This is a genomic window from Micromonospora sp. LOL_023, from assembly GCF_048060115.1.
Classification (GTDB): Bacteria; Actinomycetota; Actinomycetes; order Mycobacteriales; family Micromonosporaceae; genus Micromonospora_E.
On sequence record NZ_JBHMIM010000036.1, the window covers coordinates 26,169 to 45,353 of the forward strand.

16 protein-coding genes and 1 pseudogene are annotated in these 19,185 nt (G+C 71.5%); 6 read left to right on the forward strand and 11 right to left on the reverse strand.

Features of this window, described 5'->3' with window-relative positions; genetic code table 11:
- Positions 1–332: 332 nt before the first annotated feature.
- Complete coding sequence (locus tag ACFHVL_RS19480; protein ID WP_416629612.1) at positions 333–1,622, forward strand: NAD(P)-binding protein; 1,290 nt, start codon at positions 333–335, stop codon at positions 1,620–1,622.
- On the opposite strand, the gene pflA is transcribed toward ACFHVL_RS19480, so the two are convergent.
- The 6 genes and pseudogenes from pflA to ACFHVL_RS19510 all read right to left on the reverse strand — a co-directional run bounded on the left by pflA (position 1,616) and on the right by ACFHVL_RS19510 (position 7,648).
- Positions 1,616–2,395 carry a pyruvate formate-lyase-activating protein gene (gene pflA / locus ACFHVL_RS19485; RefSeq protein ID WP_416629613.1) on the reverse strand — a complete coding sequence of 260 codons (780 nt, stop codon included), beginning with the start codon at positions 2,393–2,395 and terminating at the stop codon, positions 1,616–1,618. The genes ACFHVL_RS19480 and pflA overlap by 7 nt on opposite strands.
- A 1-nt stretch (position 2,396) precedes the next feature.
- Positions 2,397–4,640, reverse strand: a complete 2,244-nt coding sequence (gene pflB / locus ACFHVL_RS19490) for a formate C-acetyltransferase (protein ID WP_416629615.1) — start codon at positions 4,638–4,640, stop codon at positions 2,397–2,399.
- Between the two features lie 211 nt (positions 4,641–4,851).
- A complete protein-coding gene (locus ACFHVL_RS19495) occupies positions 4,852–5,751 on the reverse strand; it encodes a universal stress protein (RefSeq protein WP_416629616.1) in 900 nt (299 codons plus the stop codon).
- 16 nt (positions 5,752–5,767) lie between these two features.
- Positions 5,768–6,217 carry a universal stress protein gene (locus ACFHVL_RS19500; protein WP_416629618.1) on the reverse strand — a complete coding sequence of 150 codons (450 nt, stop codon included), beginning with the start codon at positions 6,215–6,217 and terminating at the stop codon, positions 5,768–5,770.
- 161 nt (positions 6,218–6,378) lie between these two features.
- Positions 6,379–6,678 (reverse strand): annotated as a pseudogene (locus tag ACFHVL_RS19505) (helix-turn-helix transcriptional regulator); the annotation flags it as partial.
- Positions 6,679–6,742: 64 nt separating this feature from the next.
- Positions 6,743–7,648 carry a universal stress protein gene (locus ACFHVL_RS19510; RefSeq protein ID WP_416629619.1) on the reverse strand — a complete coding sequence of 302 codons (906 nt, stop codon included), beginning with the start codon at positions 7,646–7,648 and terminating at the stop codon, positions 6,743–6,745.
- A 146-nt stretch (positions 7,649–7,794) separates the two neighbouring features.
- Between ACFHVL_RS19510 and ACFHVL_RS19515 the strand changes: the two genes are divergently transcribed.
- Positions 7,795–8,457 (forward strand): HAD family hydrolase, encoded by a 663-nt coding sequence (locus tag ACFHVL_RS19515; protein ID WP_416629620.1) that lies wholly within the window; start codon positions 7,795–7,797, stop codon positions 8,455–8,457.
- Between the two features lie 632 nt (positions 8,458–9,089).
- Positions 9,090–9,746 (forward strand): DedA family protein, encoded by a 657-nt coding sequence (locus ACFHVL_RS19520; protein WP_416629622.1) that lies wholly within the window; start codon positions 9,090–9,092, stop codon positions 9,744–9,746.
- 29 nt (positions 9,747–9,775) lie between these two features.
- Here the strand turns inward: ACFHVL_RS19520 and ACFHVL_RS19525 are convergent, their stop codons facing one another.
- The 3 genes from ACFHVL_RS19525 to ACFHVL_RS19535 all read right to left on the reverse strand — a co-directional run bounded on the left by ACFHVL_RS19525 (position 9,776) and on the right by ACFHVL_RS19535 (position 13,188).
- On the reverse strand, positions 9,776–10,216 hold the full coding sequence (locus tag ACFHVL_RS19525) for an NUDIX hydrolase (protein WP_416629623.1): 441 nt from the start codon (positions 10,214–10,216) through the stop codon (positions 9,776–9,778).
- 136 nt (positions 10,217–10,352) lie between these two features.
- Complete coding sequence (locus ACFHVL_RS19530) at positions 10,353–11,756, reverse strand: cellulase family glycosylhydrolase (protein WP_416629624.1); 1,404 nt, start codon at positions 11,754–11,756, stop codon at positions 10,353–10,355.
- A gap of 244 nt (positions 11,757–12,000) precedes the next feature.
- Positions 12,001–13,188, reverse strand: a complete 1,188-nt coding sequence (locus ACFHVL_RS19535; protein WP_416629626.1) for a LolA family protein — start codon at positions 13,186–13,188, stop codon at positions 12,001–12,003.
- A 137-nt stretch (positions 13,189–13,325) separates the two neighbouring features.
- On the opposite strand from ACFHVL_RS19535, the gene ACFHVL_RS19540 reads away from it, so the two are divergent.
- Both ACFHVL_RS19540 and ACFHVL_RS19545 read left to right on the forward strand, forming a co-directional pair.
- Positions 13,326–13,982 (forward strand): response regulator transcription factor, encoded by a 657-nt coding sequence (locus ACFHVL_RS19540; RefSeq protein WP_416629627.1) that lies wholly within the window; start codon positions 13,326–13,328, stop codon positions 13,980–13,982.
- Positions 13,983–14,065: 83 nt separating this feature from the next.
- Complete coding sequence (locus ACFHVL_RS19545; protein WP_416629661.1) at positions 14,066–15,487, forward strand: sensor histidine kinase; 1,422 nt, start codon at positions 14,066–14,068, stop codon at positions 15,485–15,487.
- 4 nt (positions 15,488–15,491) lie between these two features.
- Here ACFHVL_RS19545 and ACFHVL_RS19550 read toward each other — a convergent pair whose 3' ends face one another.
- Together ACFHVL_RS19550 and ACFHVL_RS19555 are read right to left on the reverse strand one after the other, a co-directional pair.
- The gene (locus ACFHVL_RS19550) at positions 15,492–18,005 is read right to left on the reverse strand and encodes a tetratricopeptide repeat protein (RefSeq protein WP_416629628.1); all 2,514 of its coding nucleotides are present in this window, start codon (positions 18,003–18,005) and stop codon (positions 15,492–15,494) included.
- A 58-nt stretch (positions 18,006–18,063) separates the two neighbouring features.
- Positions 18,064–18,537: a MarR family winged helix-turn-helix transcriptional regulator gene (locus ACFHVL_RS19555; protein ID WP_416629662.1), complete on the reverse strand. Its 474-nt coding sequence runs from the start codon at positions 18,535–18,537 to the stop codon at positions 18,064–18,066.
- A 50-nt stretch (positions 18,538–18,587) separates the two neighbouring features.
- Here ACFHVL_RS19555 and ACFHVL_RS19560 point away from each other — a divergent pair, with 50 nt between their 5' ends.
- The gene (locus ACFHVL_RS19560) at positions 18,588–19,109 is read left to right on the forward strand and encodes a VOC family protein (RefSeq protein WP_416629629.1); all 522 of its coding nucleotides are present in this window, start codon (positions 18,588–18,590) and stop codon (positions 19,107–19,109) included.
- Positions 19,110–19,185: the final 76 nt, after the last annotated feature.

Here is a 19,185-nt window from a genome sequence, read left to right on the forward strand (position 1 = left end):
CTGCTCGGCTTCACTGTCGTCCTGATCGCCACCGGCCAGGTAGAGGCGTTGCGCCGCTGTCGCCGGGGCACTGCGGTCCGCGCCGGCGGGACCTACGGCCCTTGCATCGGATCGTCGCGCCGTACCGGTGGGTAATCGGACCTGTTGTGCGAGCACCGCCGGCCTCGCCGTCGTTGGAAGCGTGTCTGCCTAGCCGAGGCTCAGTGCGCGGTACTGCAGGATGCGTTGTCTCGACAGGCATCGATCCAGCCGGTGGGTGACGGACCGGTTCCCGGGGCGTCCCCACTGACCGTCACGCCTCGGCGGGCCGCCACGACGTCGAGAGGAGACAGATGAGCATCGAGTACGCCACCCGGCAGCTGCCCGTGGTAGTGATCGGCGCCGGCCCGGTAGGACTGGCCGCCGCCGCCCACCTCGCGGGGCACGGCGTCCCGCCGCTGGTGCTGGAGGCCGGTGCCGCCGCGGGTGCCGCAATCGGCAACTGGCGGCACGTACGGCTGTTCAGCAGCTGGCGGGACAACGTCGACCCGGTTGCCGGCCGGCTACTCGACACCGCCGGATGGGCGGCGCCGGATCCGATCCACCGGCCGACCGGAGCGGAACTGATCGAGGAGTACCTGCTGCCACTGGCGAAACTGCCGGTGCTGGCCGACCGAATCCGCTACCACGCCCGGGTCGACGGCATCACCCGGCTCGGTCTGGACCGGACCCGTGGGGCCGGGCGCGCGACCGCGCCCTTCGCGGTCCGGCTCGCCGACGGCACCGAACACCTGGGGAGGGCGGTCGTCGACGCCTCCGGGACCTGGCACAACCCGAACCATCTCGGTGGGGAAGGGCTGCCGGCGATCGGCGAGACGAGTGCCGCCGCGTACCTGGACTTCGCCCTTCCCGACGTGCTCGGTGCCGATCGGGCCGCGCACGCCGGCCGGCACACCGTCGTCGTCGGTGCCGGTCACTCCGCCGCCAACACCCTGCTGGATCTGGTGGAACTCGCCGCCCAGCAGCCCGGCACCCGGATCACCTGGGCGGTCCGCCGGACCGGGGTCGACCCGGTGTTCGCCCCCGGCGACGCCGACGCGCTGCCGGCCCGAGGAGCGATCGGCACCCGGCTGCGGCAGCTGATCGACGACGGCCGGATCACGCTGGAGACCGGCTTCGTCACCCACCGGGTCACGGTGCCGGTCGATGTCACCGGCCCGGCGGTTCGCCTGTCGACCCGGGACGGGAGGACGGTCGTCGCCGACCGGGTCGTCGTGGCGACCGGCTTCCGCGCCAACCACCGCATCGGCGCCGAACTGCGGCTCGACGTCGACCCGGTGCTCGGCACCAGTCGCGGACTTGCCACCCTGCTCGATCCGGACCTGCCACGGTCCTGGTCCGCGCCGCGGCACGGGGTAGCCGAGCTGCGGCACCCCGAACCCGGCTACTTCGTCGTCGGCATCAAGAGCTACGGGCGGGCGTCGGCCTTCCTGATGGCCACCGGCTACCGTCAGGTCTGCCAGGTCGCCGCCCAGTTGGCTGGCGCGACTGCCGCCACCGGCCGGCGCGGGGCCACCCACCGGTTCCGGTGGCCACCTGCCTGGCGGGCAGAACGGCTGCTCCCCGCCGGCCGGGTTCAGTAGACGGTCAGTCCGTGGGCCCGGAACTGGCGGCGTACCCGGTCGAGCAGCGCCGGACCCGGCGGCGCCGTCGCCGCCAGCGGGAATTCCAGACCCAGCTCGGCGTACTTGTGTGCGCCGAGCCGGTGAAACGGCAGCACCTCCACCCGATCTACGCTGGACAGACCGGCCACCACCTCGGCCACGCCCGCCACGTTGGACTCCGCGTCGGTCAACCCCGGCACCAACACGAAACGGATCCAGATCGGCATGCCCCGCTCGGCCAGCCGGTGGGCGAACCGTAGCGTCGGGTCGACCCGCCCGGTCCGGGTGACCCGCCGGTAGGTCTGCGGGTCCGACGACTTGATGTCCAGCAGCACCAGGTCGGTGGCGTCCAGCAGCGCATCGTCGGCGCGGGCGCCGAGGAAACCGGAGGTGTCCAGTGCGGTGTGCAGATCGGCGTCGCGGCAGCGGCGCAGCACGGCGCGGACGAAGTCCGGCTGCATCAGCGGCTCACCGCCGCTGAGCGTCACCCCGCCGCCGGCGACCGAGATGAACCGCCGGTAGCCGAGCACCCGTTCCATCAGCTCGTCGACGGTGGTGGCGGTGCCGCTGCGCCGGTACCAGGTGTCCGGGCTGTGGCAGAACTGGCAGCGCAGCGGACAGCCGGCCAGGAAGGCGACGAACCGGGTGCCGGGGCCGTCCACTCCGATCGACAGGTCGTAGGAGTGGACCGCCCCGGTGATCCCCGGCCGGCCCGGGGCGACCGGCACCGGCCGGGGGACCGAGGCGGTCACCTCACAGCCCGCCGTGGAAGGTACGGGAGATCACGTCGCGCTGCTGCTCGGCGGTGAGCCGCACGAAGTTCACCGCGTACCCGGAGACCCGGATGGTCAGCTGCGGATACCGCTCCGGGTGCGCCATCGCATCCTCCAGGGTGGCCCGGTCCAGTACGTTGACGTTGAGGTGGAACCCGCCAGCGTCGGTGTAGCCGTCCAGCACGCCGACCAGGTTCGTCACCCGCTCGTCGGGGGTGCGGCCCAACCCGTCGGGCGTCACCGTGCTGGTCAGCGAGATGCCGTCGCGGGCGCAGTCGTACGGCAGCTTCGCCACAGACATCGCCGCCGCCACCAGGCCGTGCCGGTCCCGACCGTTCATCGGGTTCGCTCCCGGTGCGAACGGTTCACCGGCCCGTCGACCGTCCGGGGTGTGCCCGGTGTGCTTGCCGTAGACGACGTTGGAGGTGATCGTCAGCACCGACAGGCTGTGCTCGGCGTCGCGGTAGGCCGGCTGCCGGCGCAGCTTCGCCATGAACGTCTCGACCAGCCACACCGCGATCTCGTCGACCCGGTCGTCGTTGTTGCCGAAGGCTGGGAAGTCGCCCTCGACCGCGTAGTCGGTGGCCAGGCCGGTCTCGTCGCGCAGCACCTTGACCCGGGCGTACCGGATCGCCGACAGGCTGTCGGCGGCCACCGACAGCCCGGCGATGCCACCGGCCAGGAACCGGTGCACCGGGTAGTCGTGCAGCGCCATCTCCAACCGCTCGTACGCGTACCGGTCGTGCATGTGGTGGATGACGTTGAGCGCGGTGACGTAGGTGGCGGCCAGCCAGTCCAGCGTCCGGTCGAACGCCGCGAGTACCTCGTCGTAGTCGAGGTACTCCCCGTAGACGGGTTCGACGGCCGGGGCGACCTGTTCGCCGGTGACCTCGTCGCGGCCGCCGTTGATCGCGTACAGCAGCGCCTTGGCCAGGTTGGCGCGCGCCCCGAAGAACTGCATGTCCTTGCCGACCCGCATCGCCGAGACACAGCAGGCGATCGCGGTGTCGTCGTCGTACCAGGAGCGCAGCGTGTCGTCGTTCTCGTACTGGATGGCGCTGGTGTCCAGCGACACCTGCGCGCAGAACCGCTTGAACCCGGTGGGCAGCGACGGTGACCACAGGACGGTCAGGTTCGGTTCCGGTGCCGGTCCGAGGTTGTACAGCGTCTGCAGGTAACGGAACGTGGTCCGGGTGACCAGGGTCCGCCCGTCCGCCGCGGTGCCGCCGAGTGATTCGGTCACCCAGGTCGGGTCGCCGGAGAAGAGCTGGTCGTACTCGGGGGTGCGCAGGAAGCGGATGATCCGCAGCTTGATCACGAAGTCGTCGATCAGCTCCTGGGCGGCCATCTCGGTCAGCCGGCCCTCGTCGAGGTCACGCTGCAGGTAGACGTCGAGGAAGGTGGCGGTCCGGCCGAGTGACATCGCCGCGCCGTTCTGCTCCTTGCAGGCGGCCAGGTAGGCGAAGTACAGCCATTGGATGGCCTCGCGTGCGTCGGAGGCGGGCCGGCTGATGTCGTGACCGTAGGCCGCGGCCATCTGGGCCAACTCGCCGAGGGCCCGGATCTGCTCGGCCAGTTCCTCCCGGTCGCGGATCACCTCGTCGGTGGAGGGCACCAGGTCCAGCGCCGCGCGGTGCGTCCGGCGTTGCGCGATCAGCTGGTCCACTCCGTACAGGGCGACCCGCCGGTAGTCGCCGATGATCCGACCCCGGCCGTACGCGTCCGGCAGCCCGGTGACGATGTGTGAGCGGCGGGCCCGCAACACGTCCTCGGGGTAGGCGTCGAACACGGCGTCGTTGTGGGTCTTGCGGTAGCTGGAGAAGATCCGATGCACCTGCGGGTCGGCGTCGTAGCCGTACGCCGCCAGGGCGTTCTCCACCGTCCGCAACCCACCGTTGGGCATGATCGCCCGACGTAGCGGGGCGTCGGTCTGCAGCCCGACGATCAGCTCCCGATCCTTGTCGATGTAGCCGGGAGCGTGCGCGGTGATGGTGGACGGGGTGGCGGCGTCGACGTCGTGGACGCCGCGCCGGCGTTCCTCGACGAACATCTCCCGCAGTCGGTCCCAGACGGCCCGGGTGCGGCTGGTGGGTCCGGCGAGGAATCCGCCGTCGCCGGTGTACGGGGTGTGGTTGTCGTGGACGAAGGCGGCCACGTCGATCGTGTCCCGCCACCGTCGTCCCTGGAAGGTCCGCCACGGATCGCGGATCTGTTCGGCCAACATGTCAGCCTCCATCGGGTGGGTCGCTCAGGCGGCCGCGCGCGGCGCGGCCCGTCCGGGCGGGGTGGATGTCAGTGCGGCGTGGTTGTCAGTGCGGCGCGGGCGGCCAGGGAGCGGTCGAGTCCGACGGCGATCCGGCGCTGGTCCATGACGGCCTCCCGTCGGTACGTACCCTGCTCGTCGGTGCCTTGCTTGTCAGGATCGAGCGACCTTGTCAGGATCGATCGACCTGGTCGCCGGATCCGGCTTCGACGGTGTGGCTGGAGCCGCGGATCACCGCTACCGGGCTGTGGCTGTGGTGCAGCAGTTGCTGTGACACCGAGCCGAGCAGCAGGCCGGTGAAGCCGCCGTGGCCCCGGGAACCGACCACGACCAGGCTGGCGGTACGGGACGCCTCCACCAGGAACCGGCCCGGGTGGTCGCCGACCGTCTCGGCGCTCATCGTGACCTCGGGGTACTTCTCCCGCCACAGGATCAACTCGTCGTCGAGGACGGCCCGTTCGGCGGCGACGATCTCCAGGGGATCGAACGCCAACGGCCGCCAGCGCGGTGCCGGCGGGTTCCAGGCGCGGACGACACGCAGTGTGACGTCACGGTTGGCGGCCTGCTCGACGGCGAAGCGCAGGGCCTGCAGCGACGCCTCCGAGCCGTCCACCCCGACGACCACCGGGGCCTCGCTGACGACGCTGCCGCGTACCACCACGACCGGGCAGTGGGCATGTGCGGACACTGCCACGCTGGTGGAGCCGAGTAGCAGGTCGGCGAAGCCGCCGTGCCCCCGGTTGCCGACCACCAGCAGCGCCGCGCCGCGGGACTTCTCCCGCAGCCGGATCGCGGCGGGGCCGTCGAGCATGCTCGCGGTGACGTCGGCTTGCGGGTACCGCTCGACGGCTTCGGCGGCGGCGACCCGGACCATCGTCTCGGCGTCGCGTCGGGAAGCCGCGTCGGGCCAGGCGGCCGGGCCGGGCATGATCGGGCCCGAGGCGGCCGGCCATTCGAAGGCGTACGCGAGCACCACCGGGGTGCCGGTGCGGACTCCTTCGGCGACTGCCCAGTCGAGGGCGGCGTCGGCGCTGCTCGAACCGTCGTATCCGACCACGATGGGTCTGGTCATCTGGATCGCCTCCCGGTCAGACGCCGGTGTCGGTGGCGGTGGTGATCAGCGCGGGAACGGGGATCACCACGATCGGGCAGGTGGCCTTGCGGACACATTCCTCGCTGACCGAGCCGAGTACCGTGTGCAGCAGCCGGCCGTGTCCGTGACTGCCCAGGACCAGCAGATCGGCGGAGCGGGCCGCGGCGGTCAGCACCTCGGCGGCGCGGCCTTCGTGTACCTCGCCGACGACCGGTAGCGCGGAACCGAGCCGGGCGGTCAGCGCCGCGAGTTCGGTGTCGAGCAGGTCGGTGGCGCGGGTGCGTTCCTCGATGGGGCTGACGGCGGTGCCGCCGTCCCATCGCCAGGCGATGACCGCGCGCAGGGCACCGCCCCGGCCGGTCGCCTCCTTGGCTGCCCAGTCCAGTGCCCGACGGCTTGCCTCGGAGCCGTCGACACCGACGACGATCAGGTGACTGGCGCTCATGTCGCTCACTCCTTCAGTTGCACCTGTACACAGTCCATACCTGGGGACGGGTGGGGGACAGGTGCGAAAGACCCGGTGTTGCGGGACTGGTGTCCCACCGAGCGGTCACGCTGCGCGCCCGGGTCCGCCACACCGGCTTCAGCCGGTGGCTGCTGCGCGGCTGGCGCGGCCGTGAACAGGTCGAGCAGTTCGCCGACGAGATGGTCCTGTTCGGCGGGGTGCCGGAACGGTACCTGCGGGTTGACCGTGTACTCGTTGCGTCGGCCGACCCGGTGCCGGGTCAGGTACCCGGCCGCCTCCAGATCGGCGACGATGGTGTGCGCGGCCCGCTCGGTTATCCCGACCCGGGCCGCCACGTCCCGTAGCCGGGCCTGTGGATCGCGGGCGATGGCGAGCAGGACATGGCCGTGGTTGCTGAGCAGGGTCCAGGCCGGAAGACGCCACGTGTCGGGGGTTGTCACAGCGTAATCATATGAGTACCGATACGTGAACATCGTCCACGTGGCCTACCCGGACAGCCTCCGGTCAGTCGCCGGCGGTCGGCGGCGGGGCGCACTCGCGGACTATGGCAGTCGGGCAGCGGGCGTGGTGCAGCACCGCCTGACTGACCGCGCCGAGCGGTACCCGTAGCGGGTGGTCGCCGCGGGCACCGACCACGACCAGACCGGCGTGTACGGAGCGGTCGATGATCACCTGGGCCGGCGATCCGGTCACCACCTGCTGGCGTACCGGCACGTCCGGGTGCTTCTCCTGCCAGGGCGCCAGCGTGTCGGTGAGTTCACCGCCGGTGTCGGGCGAGGCGTCAGCCCAGCTCAGCTCGCTCTCCCAGGCCCGTACGACGATCAGTTCGCTGCGCCGCGCGGCGGCGGTGTCGAAGGCGAAGCCCAGGGCGCGTTCGGAGCCGGCCGAGCCGTCCACGCCGACGACGACCGGCCCGTCGTAGGCCCCGGCGGCTGAGGTGGTCTCCGTATTGCTGGCTGCCGGCGTGCCTGAGGCGGACTCCGCGCCGCAGCGGGCGACCAGCACCGAGCAGTCGGCCCGGGCAGCGACCTGCACGGCGAGCGCGTCCAGCGGCAGGCAGGTCCAACGGGCCAGGTCACCGTCGCCGATGACGACCAGTGAGGCCATCCGGGACTCTCGCAGCAGAGCGGTGGCCGGTGCGTTCTCGGACAGTTCGGTGGTCACCGCCAGCCCGGGTGCCGCCTGGGCCACGACCTGGACGGCCCGGTCCATGAGCTGTTGGGCGTCCGGTACGGGCTCCTCAGCGGTGGACAGGTCGTCCGGAATCCAGTTGAGGGCGTGCAGCAGCCGCAGCGGCCGGTGCTGGGCGGCGGCTTCGTGGGCGGCCAGCCGGACCGCGGCCCAACTGGAGTCGGAGTCGTAGACCCCGACCACGATTCGTTCGTGGCCCGGTAGGAGGGGCTGCGACATCCCGATTCCTCTCGCGGCTGTTGTCCGTCTGCGGCCTCGCTGGTGCCGCATCCGGCCTGGACCAGAAAGCGGAAGCTCGCCTGCGAGGTTAGCTCTCCGTGACCCCGGGCCGGGTCGATTCCAGTGGACCGGGCAGGATGTCGGACATGATCTCCGCAGTGGTGTTCGACATGGATGGCGTGCTCATCGACACCGAGCCGGTCTGGGAGGAGGTCCGGCGCGGATACGTGGCCCGGTCCGGCGGCCGGTGGTTGCCGGACACCCAGAGTCGGCTGATGGGGATGAGCACTGCGGAGTGGTCGGGCTACCTCGACGTGGACCTCGGGGTCAGGCGGGGTGCCGGGCGGGTCGCCGAAGAGGTGATCGACGAGATGGCCGCGCGGTACCGGTCCGAGCTGCCGTTGATCCCTGGAGCGTTGGACGCGATCCGCCGGCTCGGCTCCGAGTTCCCGCTCGGCCTGGCGAGTTCCTCGCCCCGCCGGCTGATCGACCAGGTGCTCGCCAGCGCGGGTGTCGGCGACGCGTTCGAGGTGACCGTCTCCACCGAGGAGTGCTCGGCGGGCAAGCCCGACCCTGAGGTGTACCTGGTCGCGGCGCGGTCGCTCGGCGTACCGCCGCAGCAGTGCTGCGCGGTGGAGGACTCAAGCAACGGGCTGCGGTCCGCCGCCGCCGCCGGGCTGGCGGTGGTGGCCGTGCCGCACCCGCAGTATCCGCCGGCGCCGGACGCGTTGGCCGGTGCCACGCTGGTCGCCGACCGGCTCGACGACCTGACGGTGTCCCGGGTACGCGCGCTGCGCGACTCGGGCTGACGCCCGGTCGTTTCAGCCGTCCGTGGGTACCCGACCTTCGCCTGCGGGGAGGCGACGGCGCTGGCTTCATCGACGACATCGTGGCCACCTGCGACTACGTGCGGGCGAAGCCCGGCAGCACGAAGCGGATGAGCGTCTCCTTCGACTAGTGGAACACTTCGACGCGGCCCGATCGGGTGCGCCCGCGTGAGGTGCCCGGTGCGGCCGTCGACCAGGGGCGGTTTGGCGCTGCGGCTACCGCCGGTGTCATGGACGATGCTGCGGTTCGCACGCACCGATCCGCCGAGCTTGCATCATCCACTGAGCTGGTGTCCTCAGCAGCAACCCAACGATGGTAGCCGATGCGCGACGGCTCTTGACGGCGTCGCTCGCATCGGCGTAGCGTCTTCTTAACCGGTTAAGAGTCTCGGTGCTGCCTCTCTGTGGTGGGGAGGACGCCCGTGACGGCCCAGCGAGCACCAGCCGGGCGTCACGGGCACCCCGCCGCACCCGCACCAGCTGGTGTGCCTCCGTTCGGTGCCTGCCGTCCAGACCTGGCGCTGACCGCGTCCGGCGGTGCTACCTTCAACTGTTGCAGCCCCCCGTGAGCGGGGGGCGTTGTGCTGACTGGCTGGCTTGACCATCTGCTGTCGATGGACGGCACCCTGATCTACCTGCTGGTCTGGTTGTTGGTCTTCGCCGAGGACGCGCTCTTCGTGGGCTTCGTGTTCCCTGGCGAGACCGCCGCGATCCTCGGCGGGGTGGCCGCCAGTCTCGGCATCATCTCGCTGCCCGGGATCACGGTCGTCGTCGTCACCGCCGCGATCGCCGGTGACACCGCCAGCTATCTCATCGGTCGGTCGCTCGGGCCACGGTTGCTGCGGTTGCCGTTTCTGCGTCGGCGCCAGACCTGGATGCAGCGGGCCCAGGACCAGTTGGCCACCCGGGGCGGCGTGGCGGTGTTCGTCGGTCGGTTCGTCACGTTCTTCCACGCCGTGATGCCGGCGCTGGCCGGCGCGTCGCACATGCCGTACCGGAGGTTCTTTCTCTACAACGTGGCCGGCGGGTTGATCTGGGGCTTCGGCACCGTCCTGATCGGCTATCTGGCCGGTACCTCGTACTCCGCGATCGAGGACGCGGCCGGTCGGGCGGCCGCGGTCGCGGTGGCGGTGCTGGGGATCGGCGTATTCGTCCTCTGGCGGGTGCGGTCGGCCCGGCGCGAATGCACTCCTGGGCCGGCCGAGGGCGAACCGTCGGGTGCCCGTCGGTCCGGGGACACCCGGACCGACGGGCGGCGCTGCGACACGTGACCGAAGCGGGTACCCGCCGGGCCGGGTCGTCAGGCCGGCACCCTCAGCAGGTCGAGCATTCGCAGCCCGTCGGCGGTGGGTGGAGACAGCGGCAGTTCGTCGATCTCCTCGATGGGTACCCATCGGATGGCGTCCGCGCTGCCACCGACCTCGGTGATGACCGGTTCGCCCGATCCGACCTCGGCACGGTGCAGCAGGCCGACCACGTGCCAGTCGGTGCCGTTGCGATGGGCGGAGTACGACCGTACGTCCAGTAGTTGTGACGACATCACGTCGAGGCCGGCTTCCTCGTGTAGCTCGCGAACCAGTGCCTCGCCGGGCTGCTCGCCCGGCTCGAGGCCGCCTCCCGGCAGATGCCAGGCACCAGGAGTGAACACCGGGGACGCCTCGGACAACCGGCTCAGCAGTACCGCCTGATCGCGGACGACCACCGCGTACGCGCCCACCCGCAGACGAGGACCTTCGCTCACCGTAACCTCCAGGTAGTAGCAAACTTCCTGTCGCCATCGGGTTGGTCGGTGCCCGCGACAGTGGTGCGCGGGTCGGGCCATCCGGTGGCCGGACGGTATACCCGCCCGGCCACCGGTCACACCTGTGGGCCAGTGGCTACAGCGCGGTACAGGTCAGCGATGGCACCGGGTTGGTGCCGCTCCAACTGCCGATGAATCCGAACGTGGCGCTCTGCCCGGCCGCGACGTTGCCGTTGTAGCTGACGTTGGTCGCGGTCACCTGGGATCCGCTGCGGCTCACCGTCGCGTTCCACGCCTGGCTGACCGACTGTCCGCTGGCGAGGGTCCAGCTCACCCGCCAACCGCGCAGCGCGGCACTGCCGGCGGTGACGCGGACGTCACCCTGGAACCCGCCCTGCCACTGGCCCACGATCGTGTAGGTCGCGCTGCAGGCGCCGGCCGGTGGTGCGGTGGTTGGTGGTGCGGTGGTTGGTGGTGCGGTGGTTGGTGGTGCGGTGGTTGGTGGTGCGGTGGTCGGTGGTGCAGTGGTCGGTGGTGCGGTGGTCGGGGTGGTGCCGCTGAAGATGGTCGCTTCCCGGGCTGTCTGGCGGATGCCGTTGGTGCCGTTGAACAGCCGCTGCCCCCACGAGGTGAGACTGCTGACGTTGAAGTTGCTCACCAGGTCGAGGTACTCGACGCCGCCGCCGTTGCCGCTCCAGGACCAGCCGAGCCAGCCGATGCCGTGCTGCTGGGTGTACGACAGGATCGAGTCCTCGTCCGGGTTACCGTCGGAGTGGTTGTGCCCGAACTCGCCCACCACGATCGGCAGGTTCGCCGACCGGAACCGGCCCAGGTAGTCACTGATCTCGGCGGCGGTGTCGAAGACGCCGTACATGTGGATCGAGAAGATCAGGTTGCGGGCCGGGTCGGTGTTCCACACCGACTGCGCGTTGTCACGCATGGTGAAGGTCCAGTCCTGGCCCCAGTTCGGCGCGTCGATCATGATCGCGTGTTCGAAGCCGGCACCGCGCAGCCGCTGGATCGCACTGCTGGTGTGGCTGGCCCAGTTCTGGTAGCCGCTGTTGCCGAACGGCTCGTTGCCGATGTTGATGATCACGTAGTTCTCTTCGCCGCGTAGCACGCTGGTCAGGCTGATCCAGTAGTCGGTGGCCGACGCGAGGGTGGCCGCGGCGGCTTCCTCGCCGTACCCGGTGGTGTCGTGTACCTCCAGGACGCAGATCAACCGGTTTACCTTGCACAGCGAGATGACATTACGGACGTCGTTGGCGTCGTTGCGGGTCCATCGGTGGCCGTTGCTCAGCACCACCCGTACCGAGTTCGCGCCCAGTGATTTGATGTCGGCGAAGGAACTGGTCTGGCCGGTGTACCAGGTGTGCGCGTGGTTGACCCCGCGCAGGACGAGCGCGGTGCCGTTCGCCTCGACCAGCCGACCACCGCTGACGTGCAGTCCGACGGCGGCGTACGCGGGCTGGACGAGCACCACGACGGAGGCGATTAGCGCGATGAGCGTCGCGGCCGCGACGCTGAGACGTGTCTTCATGACCTACCTCGGGTAGAGGCCCCGTGAAGCAGTCACGGGGAGACGGCGCACCGGCTGACGTGGTCAGCCCGGTGTCGGCAACTACCCGGCCCATCGCGCAGGCATCAGAGTAGACCTATGCGTTCTGGCCACGCAACCGGTTAAGTGCGCTTCCGTCCCTGGCCGATGGCCGTTTCTGCCCGAATGCCACTACCGGCGTCGATGCCTCGGCAAAGGCGTCGACGCCGGTAGTGGACCGGTAAAGTCAACGGGTTTCGTCGGCCACCTCGTAGAGCCGTTCCGGGGTTACCGCTCCGGCGAAGATCCGGCCGTCGTCGGTGACCAGCACGGTGAGCAGGGTACTGGAGAGCAACCGTCCGCTGCCCCAGGTGCCGCTGACCTCCGGTAGGTTGCCGAGCAGTTGCAGGGCTTCGGCGGCGGCGGGTGAATCGCCGGCGTCTGCCTCAGGTGCACTGTCGGCGGCCTCCGCCGGCGGCGTCACGACCAGCACACTGGCCCAGCCGCTGCCGACGGTGCGGACCGCGTCGTCGCTGTCGGCCCAGCTCTTCGCGAACTCCTCCATCGCGGTGGCCTCCGGGTCGGCGTCCTGCTGCGCGTCGTCCGGTCGCTGCCCGATCCCGTCCGGTCCGCCGTCCTCGCCGGCCTCGGTCACCGTGGTGCCCGGTGGCGGGTTGAAGACGAACTGCTCCGCGTCCGGCCGTTCGAAACTGACCTGGGTGAACGAGGTCTCGACCGCGGCCCGGTCGCCGCCGGCCGGGTAGACCGCGAAGCGCAGCGGCACGTACTCGACCGAATCGATCGCGATCCGGATCTCGCCGACCAGCGATTCCTCGGCGCGGGGGGTGAGGATCAGCTCGTACGCGGTTCGTCCGGCGATCTCCGCCGACCGTCCCACCGACACCTCGGTGCTGTCGTCGATCGCCGCCAGCGCCTGATCGGCAGCCGCCTGCGGCGTGACGTACGCCTCGGGGGTCAACTCGGCGCCGGTGTCGTCGTGCTCAGGCAGGGTGATGTGGGTGGCTTCCTGCTGCTGGCTCGACCAGACCCACACGTCGCGCCCGTTGCGGATCACGTCGGTCTCGCCGAGGGTGCGCACCAGGGCCAGCCGGGCCTGGTCCGGTCCGGCGTACCAGACCCGCAGGGTCTGCGTACCGTCGATGAGTGAGCCGAGGCCTTCACCGGCCCCGACCTTTCCGGCGAGGGTCAGCGCCGTGGGCAGGCCGAGTTCGGCCCGGTGCACGACGGTCCCGGACATACCGTCCACCTCGGCCGTTTGCAGGTCGACCAGTAGTTGCTCCGCGCTGCGCGGGGGCAGCACCGGATCGGCGGACGCGGCGAGCGCGCCGATCGCCGCGCCACCACCGATGAGCACCGCGGCCGCGGCGGTGGGGACCAGCCAGCGCATCGCTGGCCGGGATGTGAATACCGACATCTTCGGCACCTCCTGTCACCAATGCTGCGCTGGCCGGGCTGTGACGGAGCTGAGAGCAGACCGGCAAGCTGAGAGCGCGCTCAGCGTCGACGTCAACGGTACGGCGTACCGGGGCCCGATGATGGCACCCTTGACCGGTGCGTGTGCTGGTGGTGGAGGATGAAGCTCGGCTGGCTGACGCCCTGCGGCGGGGGCTGCAGGAGGAGGGGTTCGCCGTCGACCTGGCGGCGACCGGCCCACACGGGCTGGAGCTGGCCAGACATGGCGGCTACGACGCGATGATCCTGGACGTGATGCTGCCCGGACTGTCCGGCTACCGGGTGGTGCGCCAGTTGCGGGCCGAGGAGAACTGGCTGCCAGTGTTGATCTTGTCAGCGAAGGACGGAGAATACGATCAGGCGGACGGCCTCGACTGCGGTGCCGACGACTACCTGACGAAACCCTTCTCGTACGTGGTGCTGCTGGCCCGGCTGCGTGCCCTGCTGCGTCGGGGCGCCCCGCAGCGGCCCGCCGTACTCACCGTCGGTGTCCTCAGTCTCGACCCGGCCCGCCGCAAGGTCACCCGCGCCGACACCGAGATCGCCCTCACTGCCCGCGAATACGCCCTGCTGGAGTATCTGATGCGCCACGCCGGCGAGGTGGTCTCCAAGATCGAACTGCTCGATCACGTCTGGGACGCCAGCGTCGACACCGCGCCGAACGCCGTCGAGGTCTACGTCGGGTACCTGCGCCGCAAGATCGGCCGTGAGCGGCTGGAGACCGTCCGGGGCGCCGGCTACCGGCTGCGCGCGTGACCGGGCGGCCAGCACCACCGGTGCGGCGGCCAGGCTGGCCCGCCGTCGCGCGCGGGCGACTGCGGCTGCGTACCCGACTGACCGTGATCAGCGTGCTCGGACTCGCCGTCGGACTCGCCGCCGGTGGTATAGGGCTCACCGCCGCGCTGGGGTTCGCGCTCGAACGCAGCGCCGACACCGACGCCCGGACCACCGGGGAGGCGATAGTCCAGTTGGCGGCCGTCGGCGCGTTGCCCGATCCACTGCCGGTCGCCGGCGACGACGTCCGGGTCCAGGTGGTCGACGGGCAGGGCCGGGTGAGCGCGGCGTCGATCGGCGCCGACCGACTCGTTCCGATGCTGTACGCGAACGAGCGCGCCCAACTCGCCGCCGACCCGGGAGCCGCGCTCGTCGTCCCGGGCGACCGCCTCGGCATGCGCGGCCCGGTGCGGGTGATCCTGGTGGTCGCCGGGGGCCCGGCAGACCAGCGGTTCGTGCTGGTCGCCCGGTCGATGGCGGACATCAGCCGCAGCATCGCCCTGGTCCGGGTGAGTGTGCTGCTCGCCATTCCGCTGCTGGTGGCCGGGGTGGCCGTCGTCGTGTGGCGGGCGCTCGGAGCGGCGCTGCGGCCGGTCGAGCGGCTCCGAGCGGGCGCCGCCGAGATCACCGGCGGCGATCAGGCGGGCCACCTACCGGTGCCGGACGGCGGCGACGAGATCCACCGGTTGGCGGTCACCCTCAACGACATGCTGGACCGGCAGGAGGCGGCCCGGGCCCGCCAGCGGGCGTTCGTCGCCGACGCCGCCCATGAGTTGCGCAGCCCACTGACGAACCTGCGTACCGAGTTGGAGGTGGCGCAGCGGCTCGGCGAGCGGGCGGACTGGGCGGCTGTCGCCGGGAACCTGCTCGCGGACAGTCAGCGGCTCGCCCGGCTGGTCGACGATCTGCTGCTGCTGGCCCGCGCCGATCAGGAGCAGACCGGGGACTCCGCCGCCCTGTTCGGTGCGGTCGGCCCGGTGGAGCTCGGTGAGCTGATCGCGTCGGTGGCAGCCCGCTACCCCCGTCCACCGGTACGGGTGGTGCCACCGGCTGAGCCGCTGTGGATCGAGGGCGACCCGGACGCCCTGGTCCGGGTGCTGGCGAATCTGCTCGACAACGCGGTCCGACACGCGCACCGCGAGGTGCTGGTGACCGCCCGGCCGGGCGCGGACCGGTGGCACGAACTCCTGGTGGTCGACGACGGCCCCGGCATCCGGGCCGCCGACCGGCAGCGGGTCTTCGACCGGTTCACCCGGCTCGACGACGCACGGGCCCGCGACGCTGGCGGCGCCGGGCTGGGGCTGGCCATCGTCGCGCAACTGGTCCGACGCCACGGCGGCACCATCGAGTTGGCCGACGCCGAGCCGTTCCTCGCCGACTTGGGCATCGACCGGCCGCTCGCCGGCCGGGGACTCTGGGCACAGGTCCGATTTCCGGCGGGTGAGGTCGAGGTCGACCCGGACGCCGATCCGGAGGACGGCGAGTGACCTGTCACTGCGCCGGGGTGCGGTCCGTGCAGACCGGGTCGGCCCGCCCGATGAGGTCGGCCGAGTAGACGACCGCGACGGTGAAGCAGTAGTCGATCGACTGGTCCAGCCCGTACGCGATGAAGCTGGTCGCCCCCGGCGGCAACTGCATGAACGCTCTCGGCTCCTGGTCGCTGCTGCCTCCCGAGATGAGCACCTGGCCCTCGGCACCGACCGGGTAGAACCAGCTCAGCGTGACACTGTCCCGGTTGTCCTGCAGGCCGACGTCGCTCGGCGGGCTGCCGGGCGCGGCCGGTGGCGGCGTCGGACTGGCCGGTGGCTGCTGTGTCCCGGCGGCGCTCGGTAGCGCCGCCGGGCCGGCCGAGGTGTCGCCCACCAGGCTCACCCCGGCGACGACCGCAGCGGCGCCGAGCAGCACGACCACCGCGCCGGTGAAGACGAGCATCGGCGCCCGTGACCGGGAGATCGTCGGCGTCGGCCGGGGGACCGGCACCAACTCGCCGCGTTCCCGCCGGACCGGCAGTCGTCGCCGCCGGTCCGGCATCCGGCTGACCTCCCGGCGGGGCAGCCGCGACAGCGTGCCGGCGGAAGCCCGCGGGCTGCCGTCCGGCTCCGCCGGCCGTCCGGTGGGGTCGACCTGCTGCGCCTGGGCCGCCGTGGCCGCTGGTCCGGTGTCCGTGGCGGTGTCGGCCGGCCATCCGGGGGTCGCGGTGTCCCCTCCGGCGTCGGCCGGGGCGCTCGGTGCGGCATGCTGGCCGGCGGAAGAGGGGGCCCGCGGGGTGGGCACGAACGCCGGCAGGTCGGGCGGAAACGGCCCGGTCGGTGGCTCGTCGGGATCGGCCGGTGCCGGCGAGGCGTCGCCGGGCGGCTGGTCGCCGCGCGACACCGGGTCGGAGCTGGGGCGGGTCGCCCGGTACCGCACCGGCCCGAACGGGCTGAGCGAGTCGGTTTCGTTCGGGCCTGGCGCGAACGGTGGATCCTCGTCGTCGGCAACGTCCGGCGGCCACCACGGCTCGTCGAACAGCCAGTTGGTGGGCTTGCCGTCCACATCGGCGGTCGGCGCGGTCGGCGGGATGTCGACCGGCACCCGCGGCGGCGGGATGGTTGCGCGCCCGTTCTCCGACGTGCCGGCCTGCCCGTCGTCGCCCGCTGGCGACGGCCCGGTCAGCTGGTCGGCCTCGGCCAGCCAGCCGCTGGGCGACCAGAGTGGGTCGTCCCGGTCGGAGCTGGGTGGATCCCGTTCGATCCAGCCACGGTCGGCCCACGGCTCACCAGCGTCCAGCTCGGGTAGTGGCTCCGGCGGAGCCGGCATGCCCAACCAGGGCGGGTCGACGCGGTGCCGGGTGCCGAGCTGTGGGCCGGGCGGGTGCACCTGCTCGGACCAGATGGTGGCCGCCAGATTCGGATCGGCCAGCTCGGTCGTCGGTGGGTCTGGATCGATCCACTCGGGTTCGGCCCACGGGGGCTCCGTCGGCGCGTCGGCCCGCCCGGTCGGCCACCCGCCTCCGGCGGGCGGATCGTCGCCGCCCGCAGGAGCACTGTCGGCGGTGCCGGGGCCTGCGTTCGCGCCGTTCGGGCCTCCGTTGAGGTGCGGGTCGTGACTGACCGCCGCCCCGGTCACCGGGCCGGGGTAGGGGAAGTCGAACGACTGCTCCGCCGGCTCCCGGGGGATCGGCGCTGCGGTCTGCGACGCGGAATGGCCGCCGGCAGGGTGTCCGTGATCGCCGTACCCGGGGCTGTGGGCCGTCGGCCTGCCGCCGCCGTTCGGGCCGGGGACGCCGTCCGGGCGGCCGGCCGGATCGGGATCGCCGGTCCCTTCGTCACCGCAGCGGTGTGCCGGGTCGGCCAGCGATTCGGCGAGGGCGACCACCTGGCCGACCAGCGGGTGGTCGGTCGGCAGCTGGGTGCGGCACAGGCCGATGGCGACCGAGAGGCTGGCGTCGGACTCGCTGAGTCGACCGCAGTCGCGCTGCATGGCGCCGAGCCGGGCGAGCATCTTGATTCCCGCCGGGTGCCCCTCGCCGTACACCTCGCGGTGCAGTTCCCAGGCGTCCTCCAACCGGTCCCGGGCGATGTCGCACTGACCGCGGGCGAACTCCACGGTGGCCAGGTCGGCATGCGCGGCGAGGACCCGCAGCGACTCCGGCCCGTCTATCGCGCACAGCTCGTCGATCACCTCGCGGTACAGGTGCGCCGCGCGGGCGTGGCTGCCGACCCGGTGCAGGACCGCGGCGAGGGTGGCAGCCGCGCCGATGGTGCGTTCGTCGGTCACGCCGTGCATTCGCCGGGTCGCCGAGTACGCGTACGCCGCCCAGGCGCGCGCCCCGGACGGCTCACCGAGCGCCACCATGACCCGGGCCAGCAGGCCGGCGGCGTCGGCGTGCTCGGCGGTGGCGTGGGTCGGGCGTGGGTCGGTGTCGGCCAGCGCGCCGGCGAGCAGATTTCGCGCCGCGGGCAGGTCGCCGACGCTTATCAGGCCGTGCGCCTGCGTGGTGATTTCGCCCAGGCCGAGAGACACGTCCCATCGTGCGTGTCCAACGACGGTCTGTACAAGGGTCTGATGTGGGACAGTTCGCTCATGGTGGCGGATTGTTACCCGTCAGATGCTTGACTAGTGCCTCGCTGATGTTAAGTAGCTGGTCGATCTGGGTCGGGGTGAGCTGGTCGAACAGGTGTCGCCGGACCGCGTCCACGTGGCCCGGGGCGGCGTCGGCGAGCGCGGCGAAGCCTGTCTCGGTCAGCACCGCGAACTGGCCGCGGCGGTCGGTCGGGCATTCCTCGCGTCGCACCCAGCCGTACTCCTCCAGCCGGGACACCGCGTGGGACAACCGGCTGCGGGAGGAGTCGGTGGCGTCGGCGAGCTCGCTCATTCGCAGCGTGCGCCCTGGCACCTCCGACAGGCGGACCAGGATCTCGTAGTAGGCGTGCGGCATCCCGGAGCGGCTCTGCAGCTCGCGGTCCAGAGCGGCAGCCAGCGCCCGGCTGGCGTGCAGGTATGCGCGCCAGGTCCGCTGTTCGTCGTCGTCGAGCCATCGGGTCATGGCGACCATCATATCCGAGTTGGTTGAGCGCTAAACTAAATCGCGCTACTGTTCCCGACATGGGAATCCACCGTCTCAACCACGCCGTGCTCTTCGTCGCCAGCCTCGACCGCAGTCTCTCCTTCTACCGCGACGTCCTCGGCTTCACCGCCGTGCCGATGACACCCGACGGGTTCGCCGGCGCGGCCTTCCTGCAGGCCCCGGGTTCCACGAACGATCACGACCTCGGCCTGTTCGAGATCGGCGCGCACGCCGGCCCGTCCGGTGCCGGACGCAGCACCGTCGGCCTCTACCACCTCGCCTGGGAGGTGGACACGCTCGACGAACTCGACCTGCTCGCGACCCGGCTCGCCGCCGCCGGCGCCCTGGTGGGCACCTCGGACCACGGCACCACCAAGAGCCTCTACGGCAAGGACCCCGACGGGCTGGAGTTCGAGGTCGTCTGGCTGGTGCCGGCCGACCAGCTCGACGAACAGGCGCTCGCCGCGCGCAAGCGGATCCGCCCGCTCGACCTGGCCAGGGAGAAGCAGCGGTACGGCGCACAGACCCGGGGCGGAGTCGGCATCTCGGTGCCGGTCTGACCACCCGACATCGGTCGGATCCCGGTGCGCCCACCGGCCCGCCGCTGCCGCCGGCGACAGCGACAGGTAGAACGGA

Bases quoted from the DNA above. Each gene is read 5' to 3' on its own strand.
- ACFHVL_RS19560 (WP_416629629.1), top strand. From the start codon at position 18,588: ATGGGAATCCACCGTCTCAACCACGCCGTGCTCTTCGTCGCCAGCCTC.
- ACFHVL_RS19555 (WP_416629662.1), bottom strand. From the start codon at position 18,537: ATGGTCGCCATGACCCGATGGCTCGACGACGACGAACAGCGGACCTGG.
- ACFHVL_RS19480 (WP_416629612.1), top strand. From the start codon at position 333: ATGAGCATCGAGTACGCCACCCGGCAGCTGCCCGTGGTAGTGATCGGC.
- ACFHVL_RS19520 (WP_416629622.1), top strand. From the start codon at position 9,090: ATGGACGGCACCCTGATCTACCTGCTGGTCTGGTTGTTGGTCTTCGCC.
- ACFHVL_RS19500 (WP_416629618.1), bottom strand. From the start codon at position 6,217: ATGAGCGCCAGTCACCTGATCGTCGTCGGTGTCGACGGCTCCGAGGCA.
- ACFHVL_RS19530 (WP_416629624.1), bottom strand. From the start codon at position 11,756: ATGAAGACACGTCTCAGCGTCGCGGCCGCGACGCTCATCGCGCTAATC.
- ACFHVL_RS19495 (WP_416629616.1), bottom strand. From the start codon at position 5,751: ATGACCAGACCCATCGTGGTCGGATACGACGGTTCGAGCAGCGCCGAC.
- ACFHVL_RS19510 (WP_416629619.1), bottom strand. From the start codon at position 7,648: ATGTCGCAGCCCCTCCTACCGGGCCACGAACGAATCGTGGTCGGGGTC.
- pflB (WP_416629615.1), bottom strand. From the start codon at position 4,640: ATGTTGGCCGAACAGATCCGCGATCCGTGGCGGACCTTCCAGGGACGA.
- ACFHVL_RS19515 (WP_416629620.1), top strand. From the start codon at position 7,795: ATGATCTCCGCAGTGGTGTTCGACATGGATGGCGTGCTCATCGACACC.
- ACFHVL_RS19535 (WP_416629626.1), bottom strand. From the start codon at position 13,188: ATGTCGGTATTCACATCCCGGCCAGCGATGCGCTGGCTGGTCCCCACC.